This window comes from Mesorhizobium vachelliae (genome assembly GCF_033977325.1).
Classification (GTDB): domain Bacteria; phylum Pseudomonadota; class Alphaproteobacteria; order Rhizobiales; family Rhizobiaceae; genus Mesorhizobium; species Mesorhizobium vachelliae.
Genome location: NZ_JAVIIR010000001.1, coordinates 106,942 through 124,854, shown reverse-complemented (window position 1 = coordinate 124,854; position 17,913 = coordinate 106,942). Strand labels below are relative to the sequence as shown.

The 17,913-nt window shown below is 64.5% G+C and carries 22 protein-coding genes; 9 read left to right on the top strand and 13 right to left on the bottom strand.

What is annotated here, in order from left to right:
• The first annotated feature begins 147 nt into the window (after positions 1-147).
• From RFM41_RS00670 to clpS, 4 genes are all read left to right on the top strand, one after another.
• Complete coding sequence (locus tag RFM41_RS00670) at positions 148-450, top strand: hypothetical protein (protein WP_320245608.1); 303 nt, start codon at positions 148-150, stop codon at positions 448-450.
• A 38-nt stretch (positions 451-488) separates the two neighbouring features.
• Positions 489-734 carry a hypothetical protein gene (locus tag RFM41_RS00665; protein WP_320245607.1) on the top strand — a complete coding sequence of 82 codons (246 nt, stop codon included), beginning with the start codon at positions 489-491 and terminating at the stop codon, positions 732-734.
• Positions 735-883: 149 nt separating this feature from the next.
• The gene (locus tag RFM41_RS00660) at positions 884-1,228 is read left to right on the top strand and encodes a hypothetical protein (protein ID WP_320245606.1); all 345 of its coding nucleotides are present in this window, start codon (positions 884-886) and stop codon (positions 1,226-1,228) included.
• 131 nt (positions 1,229-1,359) lie between these two features.
• Positions 1,360-1,665: an ATP-dependent Clp protease adapter ClpS gene (clpS, locus tag RFM41_RS00655; RefSeq protein WP_320245605.1), complete on the top strand. Its 306-nt coding sequence runs from the start codon at positions 1,360-1,362 to the stop codon at positions 1,663-1,665.
• A 176-nt stretch (positions 1,666-1,841) separates the two neighbouring features.
• On the opposite strand, the gene RFM41_RS00650 is transcribed toward clpS, so the two are convergent.
• The 4 genes from RFM41_RS00650 to RFM41_RS00635 are packed head-to-tail and all read right to left on the bottom strand — an operon-like array spanning position 1,842 to position 8,691.
• Entirely contained in the window at positions 1,842-3,929 is a 2,088-nt protein-coding gene (locus tag RFM41_RS00650; protein ID WP_320245604.1) for a hypothetical protein, read from the bottom strand.
• 3 nt (positions 3,930-3,932) lie between these two features.
• Positions 3,933-6,755, bottom strand: a complete 2,823-nt coding sequence (locus RFM41_RS00645) for a DUF4159 domain-containing protein (RefSeq protein ID WP_320245603.1) — start codon at positions 6,753-6,755, stop codon at positions 3,933-3,935.
• Positions 6,752-7,687 (bottom strand): DUF58 domain-containing protein, encoded by a 936-nt coding sequence (locus RFM41_RS00640; RefSeq protein ID WP_320245602.1) that lies wholly within the window; start codon positions 7,685-7,687, stop codon positions 6,752-6,754. Before RFM41_RS00640 ends, RFM41_RS00645 begins: the two co-directional genes overlap by 4 nt.
• Positions 7,687-8,691, bottom strand: a complete 1,005-nt coding sequence (locus RFM41_RS00635) for an AAA family ATPase (protein WP_320245601.1) — start codon at positions 8,689-8,691, stop codon at positions 7,687-7,689. Before RFM41_RS00635 ends, RFM41_RS00640 begins: the two co-directional genes overlap by 1 nt.
• A 154-nt stretch (positions 8,692-8,845) precedes the next feature.
• On the opposite strand from RFM41_RS00635, the gene RFM41_RS00630 reads away from it, so the two are divergent.
• Genes RFM41_RS00630 through RFM41_RS00620 form a run of 3 tightly spaced genes read left to right on the top strand, consistent with a single transcriptional unit; the run spans position 8,846 to position 11,405 of the window.
• Positions 8,846-9,505, top strand: a complete 660-nt coding sequence (locus RFM41_RS00630; protein WP_320246190.1) for a DUF1285 domain-containing protein — start codon at positions 8,846-8,848, stop codon at positions 9,503-9,505.
• On the top strand, positions 9,505-10,140 hold the full coding sequence (locus tag RFM41_RS00625; protein WP_320245600.1) for a CoA pyrophosphatase: 636 nt from the start codon (positions 9,505-9,507) through the stop codon (positions 10,138-10,140). Before RFM41_RS00630 ends, RFM41_RS00625 begins: the two co-directional genes overlap by 1 nt.
• A complete protein-coding gene (locus tag RFM41_RS00620; protein WP_320245599.1) occupies positions 10,137-11,405 on the top strand; it encodes a CCA tRNA nucleotidyltransferase in 1,269 nt (422 codons plus the stop codon). The genes RFM41_RS00625 and RFM41_RS00620 overlap by 4 nt, the downstream gene beginning before the upstream one ends.
• Positions 11,406-11,445: 40 nt before the next feature.
• Here RFM41_RS00620 and RFM41_RS00615 read toward each other — a convergent pair whose 3' ends face one another.
• From RFM41_RS00615 to hemF, 6 genes are all read right to left on the bottom strand, one after another.
• Entirely contained in the window at positions 11,446-12,408 is a 963-nt protein-coding gene (locus RFM41_RS00615; RefSeq protein WP_320319241.1) for a S8 family serine peptidase, read from the bottom strand.
• Positions 12,409-12,486: 78 nt separating this feature from the next.
• Positions 12,487-13,065, bottom strand: coding sequence for a hypothetical protein (locus RFM41_RS00610; protein WP_320245597.1), 579 nt, complete (start codon positions 13,063-13,065; stop codon positions 12,487-12,489).
• 232 nt (positions 13,066-13,297) lie between these two features.
• Positions 13,298-13,483, bottom strand: a complete 186-nt coding sequence (locus RFM41_RS00605; protein WP_040989704.1) for a DUF1059 domain-containing protein — start codon at positions 13,481-13,483, stop codon at positions 13,298-13,300.
• Positions 13,484-13,512: 29 nt separating this feature from the next.
• Entirely contained in the window at positions 13,513-13,878 is a 366-nt protein-coding gene (locus tag RFM41_RS00600) for a hypothetical protein (protein ID WP_320245596.1), read from the bottom strand.
• Between the two features lie 45 nt (positions 13,879-13,923).
• Positions 13,924-14,184 carry a DUF1344 domain-containing protein gene (locus RFM41_RS00595; RefSeq protein ID WP_149790876.1) on the bottom strand — a complete coding sequence of 87 codons (261 nt, stop codon included), beginning with the start codon at positions 14,182-14,184 and terminating at the stop codon, positions 13,924-13,926.
• A gap of 259 nt (positions 14,185-14,443) precedes the next feature.
• The gene (gene hemF, locus RFM41_RS00590; protein ID WP_320245595.1) at positions 14,444-15,358 is read right to left on the bottom strand and encodes an oxygen-dependent coproporphyrinogen oxidase; all 915 of its coding nucleotides are present in this window, start codon (positions 15,356-15,358) and stop codon (positions 14,444-14,446) included.
• Positions 15,359-15,477: 119 nt separating this feature from the next.
• Here hemF and RFM41_RS00585 point away from each other — a divergent pair, with 119 nt between their 5' ends.
• Complete coding sequence (locus RFM41_RS00585) at positions 15,478-15,735, top strand: hypothetical protein (RefSeq protein ID WP_040989701.1); 258 nt, start codon at positions 15,478-15,480, stop codon at positions 15,733-15,735.
• A 5-nt stretch (positions 15,736-15,740) separates the two neighbouring features.
• Here the strand turns inward: RFM41_RS00585 and RFM41_RS00580 are convergent, their stop codons facing one another.
• From RFM41_RS00580 to RFM41_RS00570, 3 genes are all read right to left on the bottom strand, one after another.
• Complete coding sequence (locus RFM41_RS00580; protein ID WP_320245594.1) at positions 15,741-15,941, bottom strand: hypothetical protein; 201 nt, start codon at positions 15,939-15,941, stop codon at positions 15,741-15,743.
• A 40-nt stretch (positions 15,942-15,981) separates the two neighbouring features.
• A complete protein-coding gene (gene soxR / locus RFM41_RS00575; RefSeq protein WP_320245593.1) occupies positions 15,982-16,425 on the bottom strand; it encodes a redox-sensitive transcriptional activator SoxR in 444 nt (147 codons plus the stop codon).
• A gap of 146 nt (positions 16,426-16,571) precedes the next feature.
• Positions 16,572-17,033: a tRNA (cytidine(34)-2'-O)-methyltransferase gene (locus RFM41_RS00570; RefSeq protein WP_320245592.1), complete on the bottom strand. Its 462-nt coding sequence runs from the start codon at positions 17,031-17,033 to the stop codon at positions 16,572-16,574.
• A 284-nt stretch (positions 17,034-17,317) separates the two neighbouring features.
• Between RFM41_RS00570 and RFM41_RS00565 the strand changes: the two genes are divergently transcribed.
• A complete protein-coding gene (locus RFM41_RS00565; protein ID WP_320245591.1) occupies positions 17,318-17,896 on the top strand; it encodes a hypothetical protein in 579 nt (192 codons plus the stop codon).
• Positions 17,897-17,913: the final 17 nt, after the last annotated feature.

The following is a 17,913-nucleotide window of genomic DNA, read 5'->3' as shown; positions in this document are numbered from 1 at the left end:
ACCGCGACGCCTGGATTCCCCAGAAACAATCCAGAAACAAAATTCTACATTCGAGAAAAACTGGTGAAAAGTTTCAAGACCATAACCGGTGCCGTGGCGGTCAGGTGATGGCTGCGACGCGAGTCTTCGGAGTAGCGGACAAGATCGATGCAGAGGTTCTGGATCAGCGTGACGGGTGCTTTGCTCAGCATATCGCTCATCACAGCAGCGGCCGGCGCCTCCAATGCGAAGGTCGTCCCGCTCACCCGGACCGAGCGCTGCACCAATCTGAGCCGTCAGGTTGACGAAGCCCTCGAAACCCATGCCGCGGCAACGCAGGTCACCGCGGCGAAAGCACTGCAAAGAAAGGGAAATCGGTTCTGCGCCAACAAGAAACAGGCACAGGGAATCCGGATGCTCGCAAACGCTTTGAAGTTGCTTGGAGTGACGCCGATCGATCCCGTTCAGTGACGCTCATCCAGATCTGCAACAAAAAAGGAAATGAAGCCATGAAGAAGTCCATCCTCTCCGCCGTCGGTCTCGGTGTTGCCCTCGCTTTCGCGATGCCGGCTCTCGGCAACGCCCAGACGACGACCACCGCTCCGGCTGCTTCGACGGCGACCACCACGACCGCTCCGGCCGACGCCACCGCCAAGCCGGCGAAGAAAGTCGTCAAGAAGACCGCCAAGAAGCACAAGAAGGCTGCCAAGAAGGTCGTCAAGAAGACCGACAAGAAGGACGCCCCGAAGACCTGATCCAGGCTTCGGCATCATCTTGCAAAGCCGTTCCGGCCATTTCGGCCGGAGCGGCTTATGCGCGAGGAAAGCCTCTCAACCGGCAGTTTCCGCCGCGCCTGACGCGACCCTTAACCTGATTGCAATGCCGGTGCTGTAGGACAATCCGCATGAAGAAGCGGCTTTCGTCCCTGATGCGTTCGCTGACACTCGGCGGCCTGATCGTCACCGCCGCCGCGCGATCGTTGATCATCTTTGCCGCAAGCCCCGTGCCGGATCCCGCCAGCGGCAGGACCGAGCCCGAGCTGTTCGCTCCGGCCATCTCATCGAGTTTCGATTATATCACCCCGACGCAGTCCTGGATCCTGATCGTGCTGACCGGCATTACGCTGATCGGCCTGGCCGGCTGGATATTGTTTGCCTTCATGGAACGTGGCTCAGGCATGGATGGTGACGCCGGCTCGGGCACATCAGGCAGCGCGATACGCCGCCCGGTCGGGCGCCAGGGCCGTTGACCGGCAGGCAACGCTTCCCCACATAAAGCTTTCGTTGCCTTGGCCCACGTTGCTGTTGCGCGGCAAATGGACGTGCGCGTTCCTGCGTGACAGAGTGAAGTGAAAACCCAGTTCATCACTGGTGGATTCCGATGCCTGAAACCGTCATCAAACCCCGCACCAAGACGCAGCCGAAGACCGAGCGGCCGAAGCTCTACAAGGTTATCCTCATCAATGACGACTTCACACCGCGCGAGTTCGTGGTGACGGTGCTCAAGGGCGAATTCAAGCTCAGCGAGGATCAGGCGCACCGCGTCATGATCACCGCGCATACGCGCGGCGTGTGCGTCGTCGCGGTGTTCACGCGCGACGTCGCCGAGACCAAGGCGGCGCGAGCGACCGATGCCGGCAAGGCCAAGGGCTATCCGCTTCTGTTCACGACCGAACCGGAGGAGTAGGGGCAGGGTTCCCCTTCTCCCCTTGTGGGAGAAGGTGGATCGGCGCGCAGCGCCGAGACGGATGAGGGGTGCTCCAGCTTGGCGCCAAGCTTACCCCTCACCCGGATTGCCAGCCGATTTGTGAAGGACAAATCGGGGCAATCCGACCTCTCCCACAAGGGGAGAGGTGAAGAGGCTCAGCGCCCTTCGCGATACCACATCGAGCCGATGGCGAGCAGCAAGAGGCCGAGGCCGAGGAAGCCACCGAAAAGAGGCACGCGCGACACGGCCTTGAGCGTGCTGTCATCGGTCGTGCGCAGGCCTATCCAATCGTCGCCCGAAGCGGCCGCTGAGGAGCGGACCGGCACGATCGACGGCAGGGCCACGCCGCCGGCAAGATTGGCGAGCGTGGATGACGGCGCCAGCCGCCGCACGCTGCCGCCGGTCGCCTCGGCTGGCGCCTTCAGCCGGTCCTCGGTCGAGACCACGTCCTGGAATTCCGGCGCGTTGATCGGACCGACATGGGCAAGCGCGGTGAGATCGCCATTGCCGATCTGGTAAAGGCCTATCTCGCTGGTCCGCAGGCTGCCGGTGAAGATGCCGGGCTCGGCTTTCTCGAGCTTCACCGTCACGGTCTTGCCGGACGGTGTGATGACCTGAGCGGGACCCGGATCGTCGCTCATCGTCTGGCGGCGGATTTCGAGCACCATGCCGCGGCCGTCGGCGGTCAGCCGTTCCTCTTCCAGCTCCGGTTCCTTCATCAGCCAGTGGGCGATGCGGCGATAGAGCTGGACATGTGGACCGCCGCCCTCGAAGCCGCGCGCCCACAGCCAGCCCTGGTCCGACAGGAGCATGCCGACACGGCCTTCGCCCTTGCGGTCGAGCAGGAGCAGGGGCCGGTTGTCGGCACCCTTCATCACCACTTCGCCTTCCGGGTTCTTGACGCCGATGGTGCGGAACCAGCGGCTCCAATGCGGCGGCTCGCTTGCCGAGCCGTCGAGCCCACGTGTCACCGGATGGCGCTGGCCGAGATCGGTCAGGCGCGGATAGAAGGCCTTATCCACCACTTCGCCGGTCGGCATGGCCGGCAGCGCGGCGTTGAGCGGCGTGCGGGCAATGGAGTTTTCGCCGGCATATTCGGGGCCGGCGGCAATCAGCAGCGCGCCGCCCTTTTCGACATACTCGGAGATGTAGTCGTAATAGAGGATCGGCAGCACGTCGCGGTGCTGGTAGCGGTCGAAGATGATCAGGTCGAAATCCTTGATCTTCTCGACGAACAGCTCGCGCGTCGGGAAAGCGATCAGCGACAATTCGTTGATCGGCGTGCCGTCCTGCTTTTCCGGCGGGCGCAGGATGGTGAAGTGGACGAGATCGACCGATGCGTCCGACTTCAAAAGGTTTCGCCAGGTGCGTTCGCCGGCATGCGGCTCGCCGGAAACCAGGAGCACGCGCAGGTTCTCGCGTATGCCGTCGACCAGGGCAATCGCCCGGTTGTTGGCGTCGGTCAGCTCGCCGGGCTCGTGATCGATGCCGAGCTGGACGATGTTGCGGCCAGCATTGGGTATCGTGACCGAGAGCTTCATCGGCTGGCCCACGGTCGCGTGCTCGACCGATACCTGCTCGCCATTGACCGAGACGCGCACGTCCACAGGCGCGCCGTCGCCTTCCGTCGAAATGACGCGGTAAGTCATGTCGAGCGGCTTGCCGACGAGACCGAAGCGCGGCGCGTTCTCGAAGCGGATGCGGCGGTCCTTCTCATGCTCGTTGCCGGTGATCAGCGCGTGCAGCGGCGCGTTGAACTCCGGCGCCCCGGCCGGCGCATCATGCACCTCGCCGTCGGTGATCATGACGGCGCCGCCGATGCGCGACGGCGGCACGTCGCGGAAGGCGCCCTCCAGCGCGCTGAACAGCCTGGTTTCGGTGCGGTCGTCGGCGGCGTCGGACTTGCCGGCCTCGACGACGCGGACATCGAACTGCTTGAAGCGGGCAAGACGCTGCTGCAGGCCGGCCAGCGCCTCATCGGTCTGCTTGGCGCGGTCGCCGATGTCCTGGCTCTGGCTGCGGTCGACGATGAGCGCGACGACGCTCTTCAGCGCCTCGCGCTCCTCGGCGAGGAAAACGGGATTGAGCAAAGCCGCGGCAAGCGCGAGCAGCGCGATGAAGCGCAATGCCGAGCCGCGCTGGCGAAACCACAGGCCGACCAGCGCAAGCAAGAGCAACGGCACGAAGAGCAGGCCGAAAAGCGGCCAGGAGACGAGCGGCTCGAAGGAGATAGACCAGTTCATGACCTACTGCCCCAGCCGTTCGAGCAGCACCGGCACGTGCACCTGGTCGGATTTGTAGTTGCCGGTCAGCATGTACATCATGATGTTGACGCCGGCGCGCAGCGCGTAGACGCGCTGCATCGGATCCGGCGGCACCGTCGGCAGCATCGGATCGCCGTTCTCGTCGATCGCCCAGGCGCCGGCGAAATCATTGGCGGTGATCATGATCGGCGAGACGCCGTCGCCGGTGCGCACGGGGCGGTTCTCGGTGTTGCTGGCGTCGAGCGAGGCCTCGACCCAGAGCGGGCTGCCGTTGAAGCGGCCGGGGAATTCCGGAAGGATGAAGAAGGACTTGGTCAGCACGTGGTCGGACGGCACCGGCTCCAGCGGCGGCACGTTGAGATTGGCGAGGATGTCGCGCAGCCGCTCGGTCGCCGGGCTTGCCGAGCCGGCGCCGATGCCGTTCGAGAACTGGTCGCGCGTGTCGAACAGAACCGTGCCGCCCTGCTGCATATAGGCGTCGATGCGGGCGATCGCCGCTTGGCTCGGCATGGGCGCCGTCGCATCGATCGGCCAATAGATCAGCGGGAAGAAGGACAATTCATCCTTGGCGATGTCGACGCCGGCCGGCGGGCCTGGCTCAAGCGCGGTCTTCTCGATCAGGAAACGGGTGAGGCCTTCAAGGCCGGCGCGGCTGATCGAATCGACGCCGGGCTCGCCGGTGATGACATAGGCGATGCGGGTCTTCGAAATATCGTCGATCGCCTGGGTGTCGCCCGGCTTCGAATCGTCGGCGCGGGCAAGATCGGCATGGCCGAAGAGGCCGCCCAGCACGACCAGGACGGCCGCGGCGGTCGCCGCCGTGCCCGCGCGGCGCGGCCGGCGCGCCAGCAGGCCGCCCATCCAGAACACGGCCAAAGTATCGAGCACCATCAACAGGAGCGCGATGGCGACCAGCGGCCCTTTGAGGTTCTCCGATTCATCGAAGGCATAGGGGATGGATGTCACCGGCAGCGAAACCTGAGGGCGGACCAGCGGTGAGAACGTGCTCGATGCGTCGAGCAGATTATGCGCGAAGACGCCCGTCTCCGAGCCGTAAAGGCCGGGCGGATTTTCCAAGGTCACCGGCAGCGGACCGGCGCCGGGCACCAGCGGCCGAGCATCCGGCGAGGGCGGCGTCAGCATGCCGTCGGCGCCGATCATGCGATAGGGGGCGAGCGACGCGGCGGTGGCCTCGGCATTGGCGATCGCGGCGCCCTGGTTGCGCGACAGCTGCACGACGCGTCGCAGCATTTCGACGAAGCTGCCGGAGATCGGCAGGTTCGACCAGGTCGCCTCGGGCGTGACATGGAAGAGCACCAGCGTGCCCTTGTCCTTCTTCATGCCCGTCACCAGCGGCGTGCCGTCGGCAAGCGTGGCCCAGGTGCGCTCGACGATGTCGGGCGTCGGCTCGGCCAGAACCTGCCGGCTCACCGTCACCTCGGAGGGCGGGGAAAGATCGGCGAAAGGACCGTTCTTCGGGAATTCGGTCACCGCCTGCGGCGTCGTCCAGGACAGCGCGCCGCCCAGCGCGCGCTCGCCGCTGCGCAGCCTGACCGGTAAAAGGTCGTCATCATTGCCGGCCGCGGCAAGGCGGGGACCCGCAAAACGCACCAGCGTGCCGCCCTTGTCGACCCAGTCGACCAGACGCTGCTTGACCTGCGCCGGGATGGTGCCGACATCGGCCATGATGATCATCGCCGGCTTCTGGTCGAGAAGCTGCGGAATGGCGTCGGCGAGGTCGGCGCTCGACGGCTCGACCAGGTCGGCAAAGGGCTGCAGGGCGCGGCGGATGTAGTAGAGCGGCGACAGAAGCGGCTGCGCCTGGTCGGCCTCGGCCTGCGACAGAAGGCCGACGCGGCGCCGTTTCGAGCTCTCGTCGAGCACGCGCACGGCACCGGCCTGGTGCTCGCCGTCGAGCGCGATCGAGGCGAAATCGTTGCGCAGCTCGAAGGGAACCGCCATCGTCGCCGTGGCGGCGGCTTCGCCCGGCGCGAAGGTCAGCGTCGCATCGGCGATGCGGCGGCCCTTGTCGTCGAAGGCGCCCGCGGTGACCTGCGCCGGAGCCGGATTGCCCGGCGCGCGAATGGCGGTCAAAGCGAAACCGTCGACCTGATTGTCGGCGCCGATCAGGCCGGTCACGGCGGGCCGGTCCGATGTGGCCCAGACCAGCCGTGACGCGTTCTTTTCGAGCAGCGTCTTGAAAGCGGCCTCGTCGCCTTTGGCGGCAAGCCCGTCGGCGAGCACCGCGACGGTGGCTCCCGGCAGGCGCTCCAACGCGGCGGCGACGCGGGCATAGATGGCGGGTCTGTCGGTGGGAATGGGCCGCGGCTTGGTGGCGCGCAGGTGATCGAGCGCGGCCGAGGCGTCGAAAGGACCGATCTCGGCATTGGGCTTCTCGGCGGTGAAGGCGATGACAACTGGCACGCCGTTCGAGCCGGCGTCGGCGATAAGCCGCTCGGCGGTGGCCACGCGCTTGTTCCAGTCGGCGGCGCTCGCCCAACCATTGTCGACGACAAGCGCCAGGGCACCGCCTTCCGCCGGCAGTTTCTCGCGCGGATTGAAGACCGGCTCGGCCAGCGCCATCACGACGAGCGCTGCCATCAGCAACCGAAGCAGCGTCAGCCACCATGGGCTTTGCTGCGGGGTTTCTTCGCGCCTCAGGACCCGGGCGAGGATTCTCAGCGGCGGGAAAACCTCTGTCTGCGGCCTGGGCGGCGTGAGGCGCAGCAGCCACCAGATCACCGGCAGCGCCAGAAGGCCCCACAGCACCATGGGCGCCCCGAAGGAAAGCGGCAGCCAGCTCATGCGACCGCCCTTCCGGCTCGATTGGCAATCGACGCCGCATGACCGCCTTCCACGGTCAGTGCCATGTGGATGCGCACCAGCGCCTCGGAGGCGAGGCGGTCGGTGTGGTTGACGGTGTAGCTCCAGCCGAGACGCTTGCACCAGGCGGCCAGTTCCTCGCGGCGGGCCCGGTAAAGCAGGCGATATTCCTCGGCCAGCATCTCCGCGCGGCCGGCGGTCAGCTTGTCGCCGGTCTCGGGATCGGTGAACTCGGTGCGGCCGGCATAGGGGAAGGTTTCCTCGGCCGGATCGGCCACCTCGATCAGATGCGCGCGCACGCCGTGGCGGGCGAGCACGTCGAGCCAGGCCATGGTTTCCTCGACCGGATCGAGGAAATCGCTGACCAGCACGATGTCGCAGAAGCGGCGGATGGCCGAGAGATCCGGCTTGGCGGGAGGCGCGGCGGCATGGCTCAGCTGGGCGGCGATGCGCTCGGCGCCGTTACGCGCGGTGAACGGGTCGGTCAGGCCCGGCCAGGCGATCCGCTCGCCGCTGCGCGACAAAAGCTCAGCCAAGGCGAGCGCCAGCACCAGCGCGCGCGATTCCTTGGAGACGCTTGCCGCGGCGGATTTATAGAGCATGGAAGGCGAGGGGTCGGCCCAGAGCCAGACAGTATGCGCGGCTTCCCATTCGCGGTCGCGCACATAGGTGTGGTCGTCCCTTGCCGAGCGGCGCCAGTCGATGCGCGAGGAATCGCCTTCGACATAGGGCCGGAACTGCCAGAAATTCTCGCCGATGCCGCGCTTACGGCGGCCATGCCAGCCGGCGATCACCGTGTTGACGATGCGGCGCGCCTCGACCAAGAGGTCCGGCACCAATGAAGCCCGCAACCGGCCACGGGCGAGCGCGTCGCGCGTCGCAACCGGTGCCTGGACCTCGCCTATTCGACCCATCAGATGCCTTTTGCCAGCTTCGCCACCACGTCACGCACCGAAGTGCCTTCGGCGCGGGCGGCGAAAGTCAGCGCCATGCGATGCTGCAGCACCGGTTCGGCCAAGGCGCGAACGTCGTCGACCGAAGGCGCCAACCTGCTATCATATAGGGCGCGTGCGCGGGCGCACAGGGTCAGCGCCTGGCTGGCGCGCGGACCTGGCCCCCAGGCGACGTGCTTGTCGGTCTCGGCATCGCCCTGGCCGGGCCGCGCCGAGCGCACCAGCTTGAGGATCGCCTCGACGACGCTTTCCGGCACCGGCATGCGGCGGATCAGCGTCTGGATTTCCTTCAATCTCGCCGGCTGCAGCACCTTGTCGGCCTTGGCTTCGTCGACGCCGGTGGTTTCGAGCAGGATGCGGCGTTCCGCCTCGATCTCCGGATAGAGGATGTCGACCTGCATCAGGAAGCGGTCGAGCTGGGCCTCGGGGAGCGGGTAGGTGCCTTCCTGTTCCAGCGGGTTCTGCGTCGCCAGCACATGGAAGGGCGAAGGCAGGTCGTAGCGGGCGCCGGCGATGGTGACATGATATTCCTGCATCGCCTGCAGCAGCGCCGACTGCGTGCGCGGCGAAGCGCGGTTGATCTCGTCCGCCATCAGCAATTGGGTGAAGATCGGCCCGGAAATGAAGCGGAAGGAGCGTTTGCCGAACTCGTCCTGCTCCATCACCTCGGAGCCGAGGATGTCCGACGGCATCAGGTCGGGCGTGAACTGGACGCGGCGCGAATCGAGGCCAAGCACGATACCCAGCGTCTCGACCAGCTTGGTCTTGGCGAGGCCCGGCACGCCGACCAGCAGCGCATGGCCGCCGGCCAGCAGCGCCACCAGCGTGCGCTCGACGACGGCTTCCTGGCCGAAGATCACCCGGCCGACCGCGTCGCGGACCCTGGAGATGTCGGCCAGCGCCTTTTCGGCTTCCTCGATCATCGCTTTTTCGCTGATCGGGCTTTCCTTGATCATCACGCTCATGCCGTTCGATCCTTGTGGTTGGAAATACCGGCCTGCATTCTCAATGCCGCAGAGTGCCGCGATTCGGTCTCACCTGGCGCCTGTAATTGAACTTAAATCACAGACTTGGGCGGACAAGGCTGACAATCGGGACAACAGTGACTATTTCGTGACCATGGCCGAACGCAGCGAACATCGTGAACAAAGCCCGGGCGAGCAGAGCCTGAGCAAACAGAGCCTGACTGGCGCCACCGAGGCGCGGGGCCTGGAGGCGCTGATCTCGCGCGCGGCGCGGGCCGGCAAGGGGCCAGCGCCGGTCGAGCGCTGGAATCCGGATTTCTGCGGCGACCTCGACATGGAGATCAAGGCCGACGGCACCTGGTTCTATCTCGGCACGCCGATCGGCCGCATGCCGCTGGTGCAGCTTTTTTCCAGCGTGCTGCGCAAGGATGCCGACGGCAAGACCTATCTGGTGACGCCGGTCGAGCGGGTCGGGATCCGCGTCGTCGATGCGCCCTTCATCGCCGTTGAGATGAATGTGTCAGGCAGCGGGGACGACCAGGTCATCACCTTCCGCACCAATGTCGGCGACGTCGTCGCGGCCGGGCCCGGCCGTCCGCTGCGCTTCGTCGACGAGGATGAAACCGGCGGGTTGAAGCCCTATGTGCTGGTGCGCGGGCGGCTGGAGGCGCTGGTGGCACGGCCGGTGATGTACGAACTGGTCGAGCATTGCGAGGAGATCGATATCGACGGCAGGGCGATGTTCGCGGTCCGATCGGGCGGCGAGGTCTATCCGATCATGCCGGCCGAGAAGCTGAAACGGCTGAGCGCGTGATGGACCAGGTGACGCCTGCGCCGTTTTCGATCGCGGATTTTCGGGCGCGCGTCGCGGCGCAGGCCGAGGCGCAGCCAGGTGGCGACGATTTCGGCGATCATCGCTTCAACCCCGGCCATCCCAGGCTCGAACGCGTCAAGCCGCTGCGCGACGCGGCGGTGCTTATCCCGGTGGTCGATCGCCCCGAGGGCGCCATGGTGCTGCTCACCAAGCGTGCCGAGAAGCTGCGCAGCCATTCCGGCCAGGTGGCTTTTCCCGGTGGCACCATCGACCCGACCGACGAGAGCCCTGAAGCCACTGCGTTGCGCGAGACTTTCGAGGAGATCGGCCTGGATCGCGAGCATATCGAGATCGTCGGTCGCATGCCCGACTACGTCTCTGGCAGCGGTTACCGCATCGTGCCCGTGCTTTCCATTGTTCGGCCGGATTTTTCGCTGACGCTCAATGCCGATGAAGTCGATGCCGCTTTCGAGGTGCCCTTGAGTTTCCTGATGGACCCGGCCAACCACGCGCGCGACAGCCGCATGTGGAATGACCTCGAATGGTTCTTCTACGAGATGCCCTATGGTGGCCAGCGCATCTGGGGCGTCACCGCCGGCATCATCCGCACGCTCTATGAAAGGCTTTATGGTTGAGCGCTGAGGCGTCACTTTTGGGCAAGGCCGAATGGTTGGCCGAAAAGCATCTGCAGAAGCTTCTCGCGGCGCTGAGAGAGGGCGGCGAGGAAGCGCGTGTCGCCGGCGGCGCGGTGCGCAATGCGCTGATCGGCCAGCCGGTCGCCGACATCGACATCGCCGCGACCACCGTGCCCGAGGAAACCATCCGGCGCGCCGAGGCGGCCGGCTTCAAGACGGCGCCCACAGGCATCGAGCATGGCACGATCACGGTGATCGCCGGCGGCAAGCCTTATGAGGTGACGACGCTCAGGGCCGATGTCGAGACCGATGGGCGGCGGGCAAAAGTGATCTTCGGGCGCGACTGGAAAGCGGACGCCGAGCGGCGCGACTTCACCATCAACGCGCTCTATGCCGAAGCCGACGGCACGATCGTCGACCTCGTCGGCGGCATTGCCGATATCGAGGCGCGGCGGCTGCGCTTCATCGGCGACGCGGAAGCGCGCATCCGCGAGGATTATCTGCGGATCCTGCGTTTTTTCCGGTTCTTTGCCTGGTATGGCGAAGGACGGCCGGACGCGGAAGGGCTGAAGGCCTGCGCCAGGCTGAAGGACGGGCTTGCCCAGCTTTCCGCCGAACGGGTCTGGTCGGAACTGAAGAAGCTGTTATCGGCCGCGGATCCGTCGCGCGCCCTGCTTTGGATGCGCCAGGCCGGCGTGCTTTCCACGGTGCTGCCGGAGAGCGAGAAATGGGGCATCGACGCCATCCACGGCCTGGTCAAAGCTGGAAAGGATCTCGGCTGGGCTGCCGATCCGATGCTGAGGCTGGAGGCGATCGTTCCGCCCGATGCCGTGCGCATGAAGACGCTCGGCGAGCGGCTGCGATTGTCGAACGACGATGCCGATCGCCTGCGGCATTGGGCGCTGACCGTTGCGCCGGATGCGAAGGCGACCGAGACCGAGCTGGCCAAAAAGCTCTATTACGGCGATCGCGACGGCTATCTCGACCGCATCCGGCTGGCGCTCGCGGCGGCGCGGACGCGCGCGGTCGAGGACAATCAGGCGATGATGGAGGCCGGCGGCTTTTCACGCCTGCTCAATTTCACGCTGAGATGGCAAAAGCCGGTGTTTCCGATCAAGGGCGCCGACCTGACCGCGCTTGGCGCCTCGCCGGGGCCGAAGCTCGGCGCCACGCTAAAGAACCTCGAGAAGGAATGGGTCGGGTCGGGCTTCACCCTGGAACGCGGCGCGCTCATGAGACGCGCCGCGCAGGCCCTGAAAACCTAAAGCATGTCTCCCGAAAGTGGGAACCGGGCACCAGCGCCTGTCAATGGATCGCCACAGGGGCGAGCGCGCGGGAAAGGCTTGCCTCGCCCTTGCCGTAGACGGAGGGGTTGTAATTGGCCAGCGTGTCGGTGCGGGCCGTGTTGAGCAGGTCATTGGTGATCTGCACCGGTGTCGCCTTGGTGAACTTGCTGCCGATGATCGCGGCGTAGCCGGAGATGATTGGCGCGGCGAAGGACGTTCCGTAGAGGCCGGTCTTGTCGCCTTCGACGCCGACCACCAGGAAGTGGCTCTGCACGAGCGGGTTGGAGCCGGCATAGTCGGAATACCAGGCGAGCTGGGCCTTGTTGGTTGTGGTGCCGTTCGTCGACAGCGCGCCGACGAAGATCGCCGTCGGTTTGCCGATCAGGGCCAGGTCGAGATAGTCCTGCTGGCCACCGGTGACTCCGCCGACAGCGACCGAGTCGTTGCCGGCCGCCTTCGAGACGATGGCCGAGCCTCTGCTGGCGTAGGAGATGATCGAGTACTCCTCGGGAGCCCACCAGATCTGGCTCGTGCTGTAGCCCGCGGTGGTGTACATGCCGTAGCTGAGGTTCAGCACGTTGCGGCCGCTCGCCAGCGAGACAGCCGAGCCCGTCGAGAAATCCTTGGAGCGGATGGTTGCCGCCGGAGCAATCATGCTGGCCTCCTCGCGCGTCCACTCACCGTGCCGCTGGTATTGGGTGCCGATGCCGAAATTACCATAAAAGCGCGATGAACTGCTGAAGTCGTCGACCATGGTGATGGTGACGCCCTGGCCCTTGTAGCCGGCTGCCCATGCGGCGCCGACGTCGGGGCTCATCCAGCTCTGGACGGCCTGCGTCGACCGCGCGGGGATCGTTGCGCTCACGCAGATGGAGCCGCCGCCGTGGCAGAGCGCAGCCATCTCGTCCGCGCTGAGAACTTCCTGCGCCGAGGCAATCGGGGCCGAAAGGATGACAAAGGCGGCTGCAACGCCCAACGTCATGTTCATTCTCCAGTCCAACGAGGACCGGGACCGGCGCGAATTTGGGCACGAGATGATGTTCATTTGCGGCTCCCGCGATCAGAAGGTGAGACGATAATTCAACCAGAGATGCATGGTCTCCGGCTTGGCGCTGACCAGGTATTTCAAGGTTTCCTCCGGCGCCGTCACGCCCGCCGCGAGCCGGCAATTGACGCTGTAGGTGCCCAGGTCGCCATAGTCGGCTTCGCAGGGCTTTTCAGTGAGGCCGCCGCCGATGGTCGAGGTGACCGAAAGCGACAGCGTGCTGTTCGGATTGGGATGGATCTGGGTGAGAAAGCCAAGCTTCAGGCTGGGCTCGATACGGTATTTCTCGGCTTGCTCGCCTGTGCCAAATCCCCAGAGAATGCCGGTATCGGGCGTGATCTGGGTGAGAAGGTCCACATGCATGTCGACCCAGTTGGCACTGTACCAGTGGTTGAACGACACCCAGCTTCCGCTCTGCAACTCGTAGCCGCCGTTGCCAAGGCCCCTGGCCTTGTCGCTGAGCGGAGAGCCCTGATGGATATCGACGAGCGAGGTCGTCCATTCCTGGGCCGTTGCCGCGGAGGCAAGGAGCAAGGCGCCCGACAGGAGCGCCGCGGCGCAGAAACCGACTCCGATGTTGGACCGCTCGCGCATGCGCGAAGCACCTCGCTCCACCATTCCGGACGGCGCCTTATGGCGGAAGCTCCTCGGGCAGCCCGCCGGCCGGATCACGGGTCGGAGAATCGCACGCGCACTGTTACTGCAAAGTTATCCAAGCTGCTACGAATATAAGAATTTGCTTGGAATCATGCGGAAAATGTTTCTGCCGGCGACCTAGGAGATCGCCGGCAGAAAGTCTGGCAGTCGAATTCTGGAATTTGGCCGCTCAGGCGGCGTCGCGAACCTTCTGGATGCGCGAGCGGATCGCCTCGATCATCGTCTCGCGGATGATGGTCTCGCCATGCGTCTCGCGCATATGCTCGACGGCGCGGCGCATGACCTCAGCTTCCTCCTCGGCGCGCGTGTGCCAGTCGCAGCCGGGAACCAGCGATCCGCATTGAAATTCCTTCATGGGTTTTCCTTTCCTCGCTGTGGAGCCGCTCAGCCTGACCGCTCCAGTCCTTTATTGTTATGCAATTCCATCGGAAGTCGCTGCACGTCTTCGCGGAATTGCTCGGATGGATAACAATAACACATGCCGCCGTCTTCGGTTGCACGAAGAGTCGCGAGGTGCGGCCAGCGCGCCAAAGCAGGAAACCGAAAGGCGGAGCACTGGTGCCCCGCCTTTCGTGCTGCCTGAGCCTGCTTTGCCTCTTCGTCTTCACGCGATTCCGGTGGAAGGCTGCGGCGAGATCGCTTGGAGCCGGATGATTTCAGGTCGAATGACCTGAAATCTGAATCCGTTTCTAAATCAAAGAGATAGAGCATGATGCCGTCCGAAAACGGCTTCACACTTTTCGGCATCATGCTCCAGCCTGTCCGCTACGCGCTTTCCCGGAATTGCTCCGGCCGTTACTTCATGATCTTGACGGCCTCAGCGATCTTGTTCTTGCCGTTCATGTCCCAGGACACGCGGACTTTCTCGCCGGCCTGAATGCCGGGATCCTTGAAGGCCTTGGATAGCTTGAATGTCGATCCGTCATCCAGAACAAGGCTCATGGCCGTTCCGTCAAAGCTCTTCACGGTTCCCGTTGTGTGCTTTACCGCCGCGAACGCGGCGCCACCGGAGGCGAGAAAGGCGGCCGCTGCCGCCGTCACGATAAGCTTGCGCATGGCATGTTCTCCTGGAAATCTGGGCACCCGTCAGGCTAGGCACCCTCATCGGTCTGGGCCGTCAAGTCGCGCCGGGTCACGGCCAGCGGGAAACAGATGATCTGCGCTTCGACCGTCGGCGCTTCCCGGCCCGACAACCTTAAATAGCTCAATTTTTTCAAAAGGATATTAGACGAAAAAGATATCGTCCCTGCCACATTGCCCGCCAAGATTCGGCGAATGGGACAGCAATGCGGCCATCGCCGCGCTCACCGGATCGTTACGGCCATCTTACCTCGGGCGGCAGGCTGGAAAGGATCGAGGCGACATTGCCGCCGGTCTTCAGGCCGAAGATGGTGCCGCGATCGTGAAGCAAGTTGAACTCGACGTAGCGGCCGCGCCGGATGAGCTGCTCGTCGCGCTCGCCATCGGTCCAGTTCTGGTTGAAATTGGCCCGCACCAGATGGGCATAGACGACGAGGAAAGAGCGTCCGACGTCCTGGACGAAATTGAGGTCGGCGTCCCAGCCGCCCCTGTCCTCGTCCGAATGGAGCCAGTCGAAGAAGATGCCGCCGATGCCGCGTGGCTCGTTGCGGTGCGGCAGGAAGAAATACTCGTCGCACCAGGCCTTGAATTTGGGATAGTCGGCGACGGCGGCGTTCTTCTCGCAGGCGAACTGCATGGCGCGATGGAAGGCGATCGTGTCGGGATCGTCCTGGGTGCGGCGACGGTCGAGCACCGGCGTCAGGTCGGCGCCGCCACCGAACCACTGGCGCGTGGTGACGACCATGCGCGTGTTCATGTGCACAGCCGGCACGTTGGGGTTCCAGGGATGCGCAATCAGCGAGATGCCGCTCGCCCAGAAGCGCGGGTCTTCCTCGGCGCCGGGAATCTGCTTCCTGAATTCGGGCGAGAATTCGCCATGGACGGTCGAGGTGTGCACGCCGACCTTCTCGAAGACGCGGCCGCGCATCATCGACATGGTGCCGCCGCCACCCTTGCCTTCGTCGCGCTCCCAGGGCGTCTTCTCGAAACGGCCGGGCGACCATGGAGACAGCGGTCCCTGAAGCTCCTGCTCGAGCTGTTCGAAGGTGGCGCAGATGCGCTCGCGCAGCGCCTCGAACCAGAGGCGGGCCTTCATCTTCTTCTGCTCGATGTCGGCCGGCAGTCCCACCGGAAGGTCAGGTCGTTCCAAATCCGTCTCCAGTCACAGGCCGCTTGCCTGACAAATGACTCGTTTTTCCGCCCGCGATCCCTAATCTCTTAAAGGCAAGGGTCAAGTCCTGTCTGATCCAGGTGCAAAGGAGTTCCTTCGTGCGCACCCCGGCAAGACCGCCGCTGGATGGCTTGAAGAAGAGGCTGGAGCGCTCGCGCGCCGAGCGTGCAGACCAGCCGCGCGACGGATTCCTGCGCGAGACCTTCGTGCTGCCGAGGCCCGCGGCACGCCTGAAGGCGAAGGAGTGGTTTGAGCGTTTCCCCAAGCAGGCCTACTGGACCGAGATCGAAAGCTGGTTCGAACGCCCGGGCGATGTGATCGAATTCACCATGCGGCGGCTGCCGGCGGCGGATTGAGAAAGTCACGGCAAAAACAGGTTGCGCAATTTTGGAGAATCCAGAATTAGGTTCTCGCCAAGCAACTTGCCGAATTTTTCCAGACCCATCTTCCGGGCCTCCTCGAAGCTTACGGAGGTGAAGAGGGTTGGCATACCGCCAGTATCGATCCGATAGATAGTGATGAGTTGGGTCTCTTCGTCTGCTTGGATCAGGTGTCCTAGCATAGTCGCCTCTTTTAATGCGCGATAAGCGCTTTGCTCCTGTTCAGGGCGCGATTAACCGCCTCGCGCCCGTGCCCTCCCTGGCCAGCCTGTCGTCTCTGTTCCTCAGCGGGCATTTGTCGATCGACATGCAGCCGCAGCCGATGCAGTCGGTGAGGCCGTCGCGCAATTTCTTCAACTGGCTGATCTTATGGTCGAGCCCATCGCGCCAGGCCGTTGAAAGCAGGTTCCAGTCCTCGCGTGTCGGCGTGCGCTCTTCGGGCAGGGACTGGAACGCCCGGGCGATCTCGGCGAGCGAAATGCCGACCTCCTGGGCGACGCGGATGATCGCCACGCGCCGCAGCACGTCGCGGCTGTAGCGGCGCTGGTTGCCGGACGTGCGGTGGCTGCGGATCAGCCCGCGCGCCTCGTAGAAATGCAGTGCCGATACCGCAACACCACTGCGCATCGCCACCTGGCCGACCGTCAATTCCCTCACTGGAGCCATTCCCAAATTCCTGCTTGACCTCAAGTTAAGTTGAGCTTGTAGCCAGGAAACGTCGATAGGGCAATTGCAGGAGAAGGGCGATGTGCGCCTGGGCAAGAATGACGGCGGAAGGGACGGCGGTTCGGGATAGCGCGGACGCGCGAGAACTATTTTCCGAGCTGGCGAAGCGCTTCACCCGCGACCATGGCGACCGACAGCGCGACATTGATGCTGCGCGCGCCCGGCCGCATCGGAACAGTCAGTCGCGCATCGGTCGCCTGGTGGACCTCTTCCGTCACGCCGGCCGATTCGCGACCGAACAGAAGAATGTCGCCGGCGGCGAAAGCAAAGTCGGTATAGGCGGTCGCGGCCTTGGTGGTGAGCAGCACCAGGCGGCGCGCATGCGTCTTGCGCCATTCCTCGAAGGCGTGCCAGTCGGCATGGCGGGAAAGCGCCGCCATTTCGAGGTAATCCATGCCGGCCCGTTTCAGCGCCCGGTCGGAGAGTGGGAAACCGGCCGGCTCGATGATGTCGACGCCGATGTCGAGGCAGGCGGCGAAACGCAGGATTGTTCCGGTGTTGCCGGCGATGTCCGGCTGGTAGAGCGCGATGCGGAGACGATCGTTCATTTTCGCATCCTGCTAATAAGTGGCAGATCGGCCACAGGCGCCTCCGGCTTTCGGCGATTTCTGGACTGGCGGGTGGCCATTTTCTGCGAAGTCGAGTATATGCCCACCATCGTCAACCCGAACCGAATGGAGGGGAACACATGATGACCATGCACTTCCAGCTCCTCTCCGGGGCTCACCTATGCCCGCCGGCGGTTTCGGTACGACGATTCTTCTGACACTTTAAGTCCTCATCGCACCGATTCCCGCCGAACCCAGTTTTCGGCCTTCGAAGGAATCTTGCGATGTTTTTCAAACTGCCAAAGGGGCGCCGCGCCCCAACTGAACGTGTCGGGATTGATGCTTGTCGTCATCTTCCGACCGATTCGATCCGCGCCTTCGGCCGAATGCCGGTGGTCGAGGCCGCATCACCGTTTTTAACGCATTTGCATATGGAGGACGGATCGATGTTCGATCCCTACAAGATACCCGGGTCAAGAAGCCTGCATGAGCGCAAGGTGGCCACCTGGGCGCTGCTGATCGGCGAGACCTATTCGTCGGCGGTGCATGCCGAGAAGCGGCGCAGGCCGCATCGCGGCATGCTGCCGGACGTCGATTTCTCGCGCGCGGTGCCCGACCACAGCCGGCCCACGCTGGTGCGCCGGATCATCCGTCTGATTCGGCCGGGCGACAGAAACCGGGCAGGCTCAGGCTTGTCGTCGGCAAGTTCGGGGCCGTCGGGATCGCCAAACGAGCCTGTCGGCGAAAAGCCCAAGACACCCTATATTGCGCGAAGCAGGGCCGGTGAGACGGATGATTCCGTATCGCCGGCCCGCAATGCTGCGCGGCTGCAAAACCTACCCCATCAATCCCGCGCCGCGTGAGCGCGCATAGCATCGTG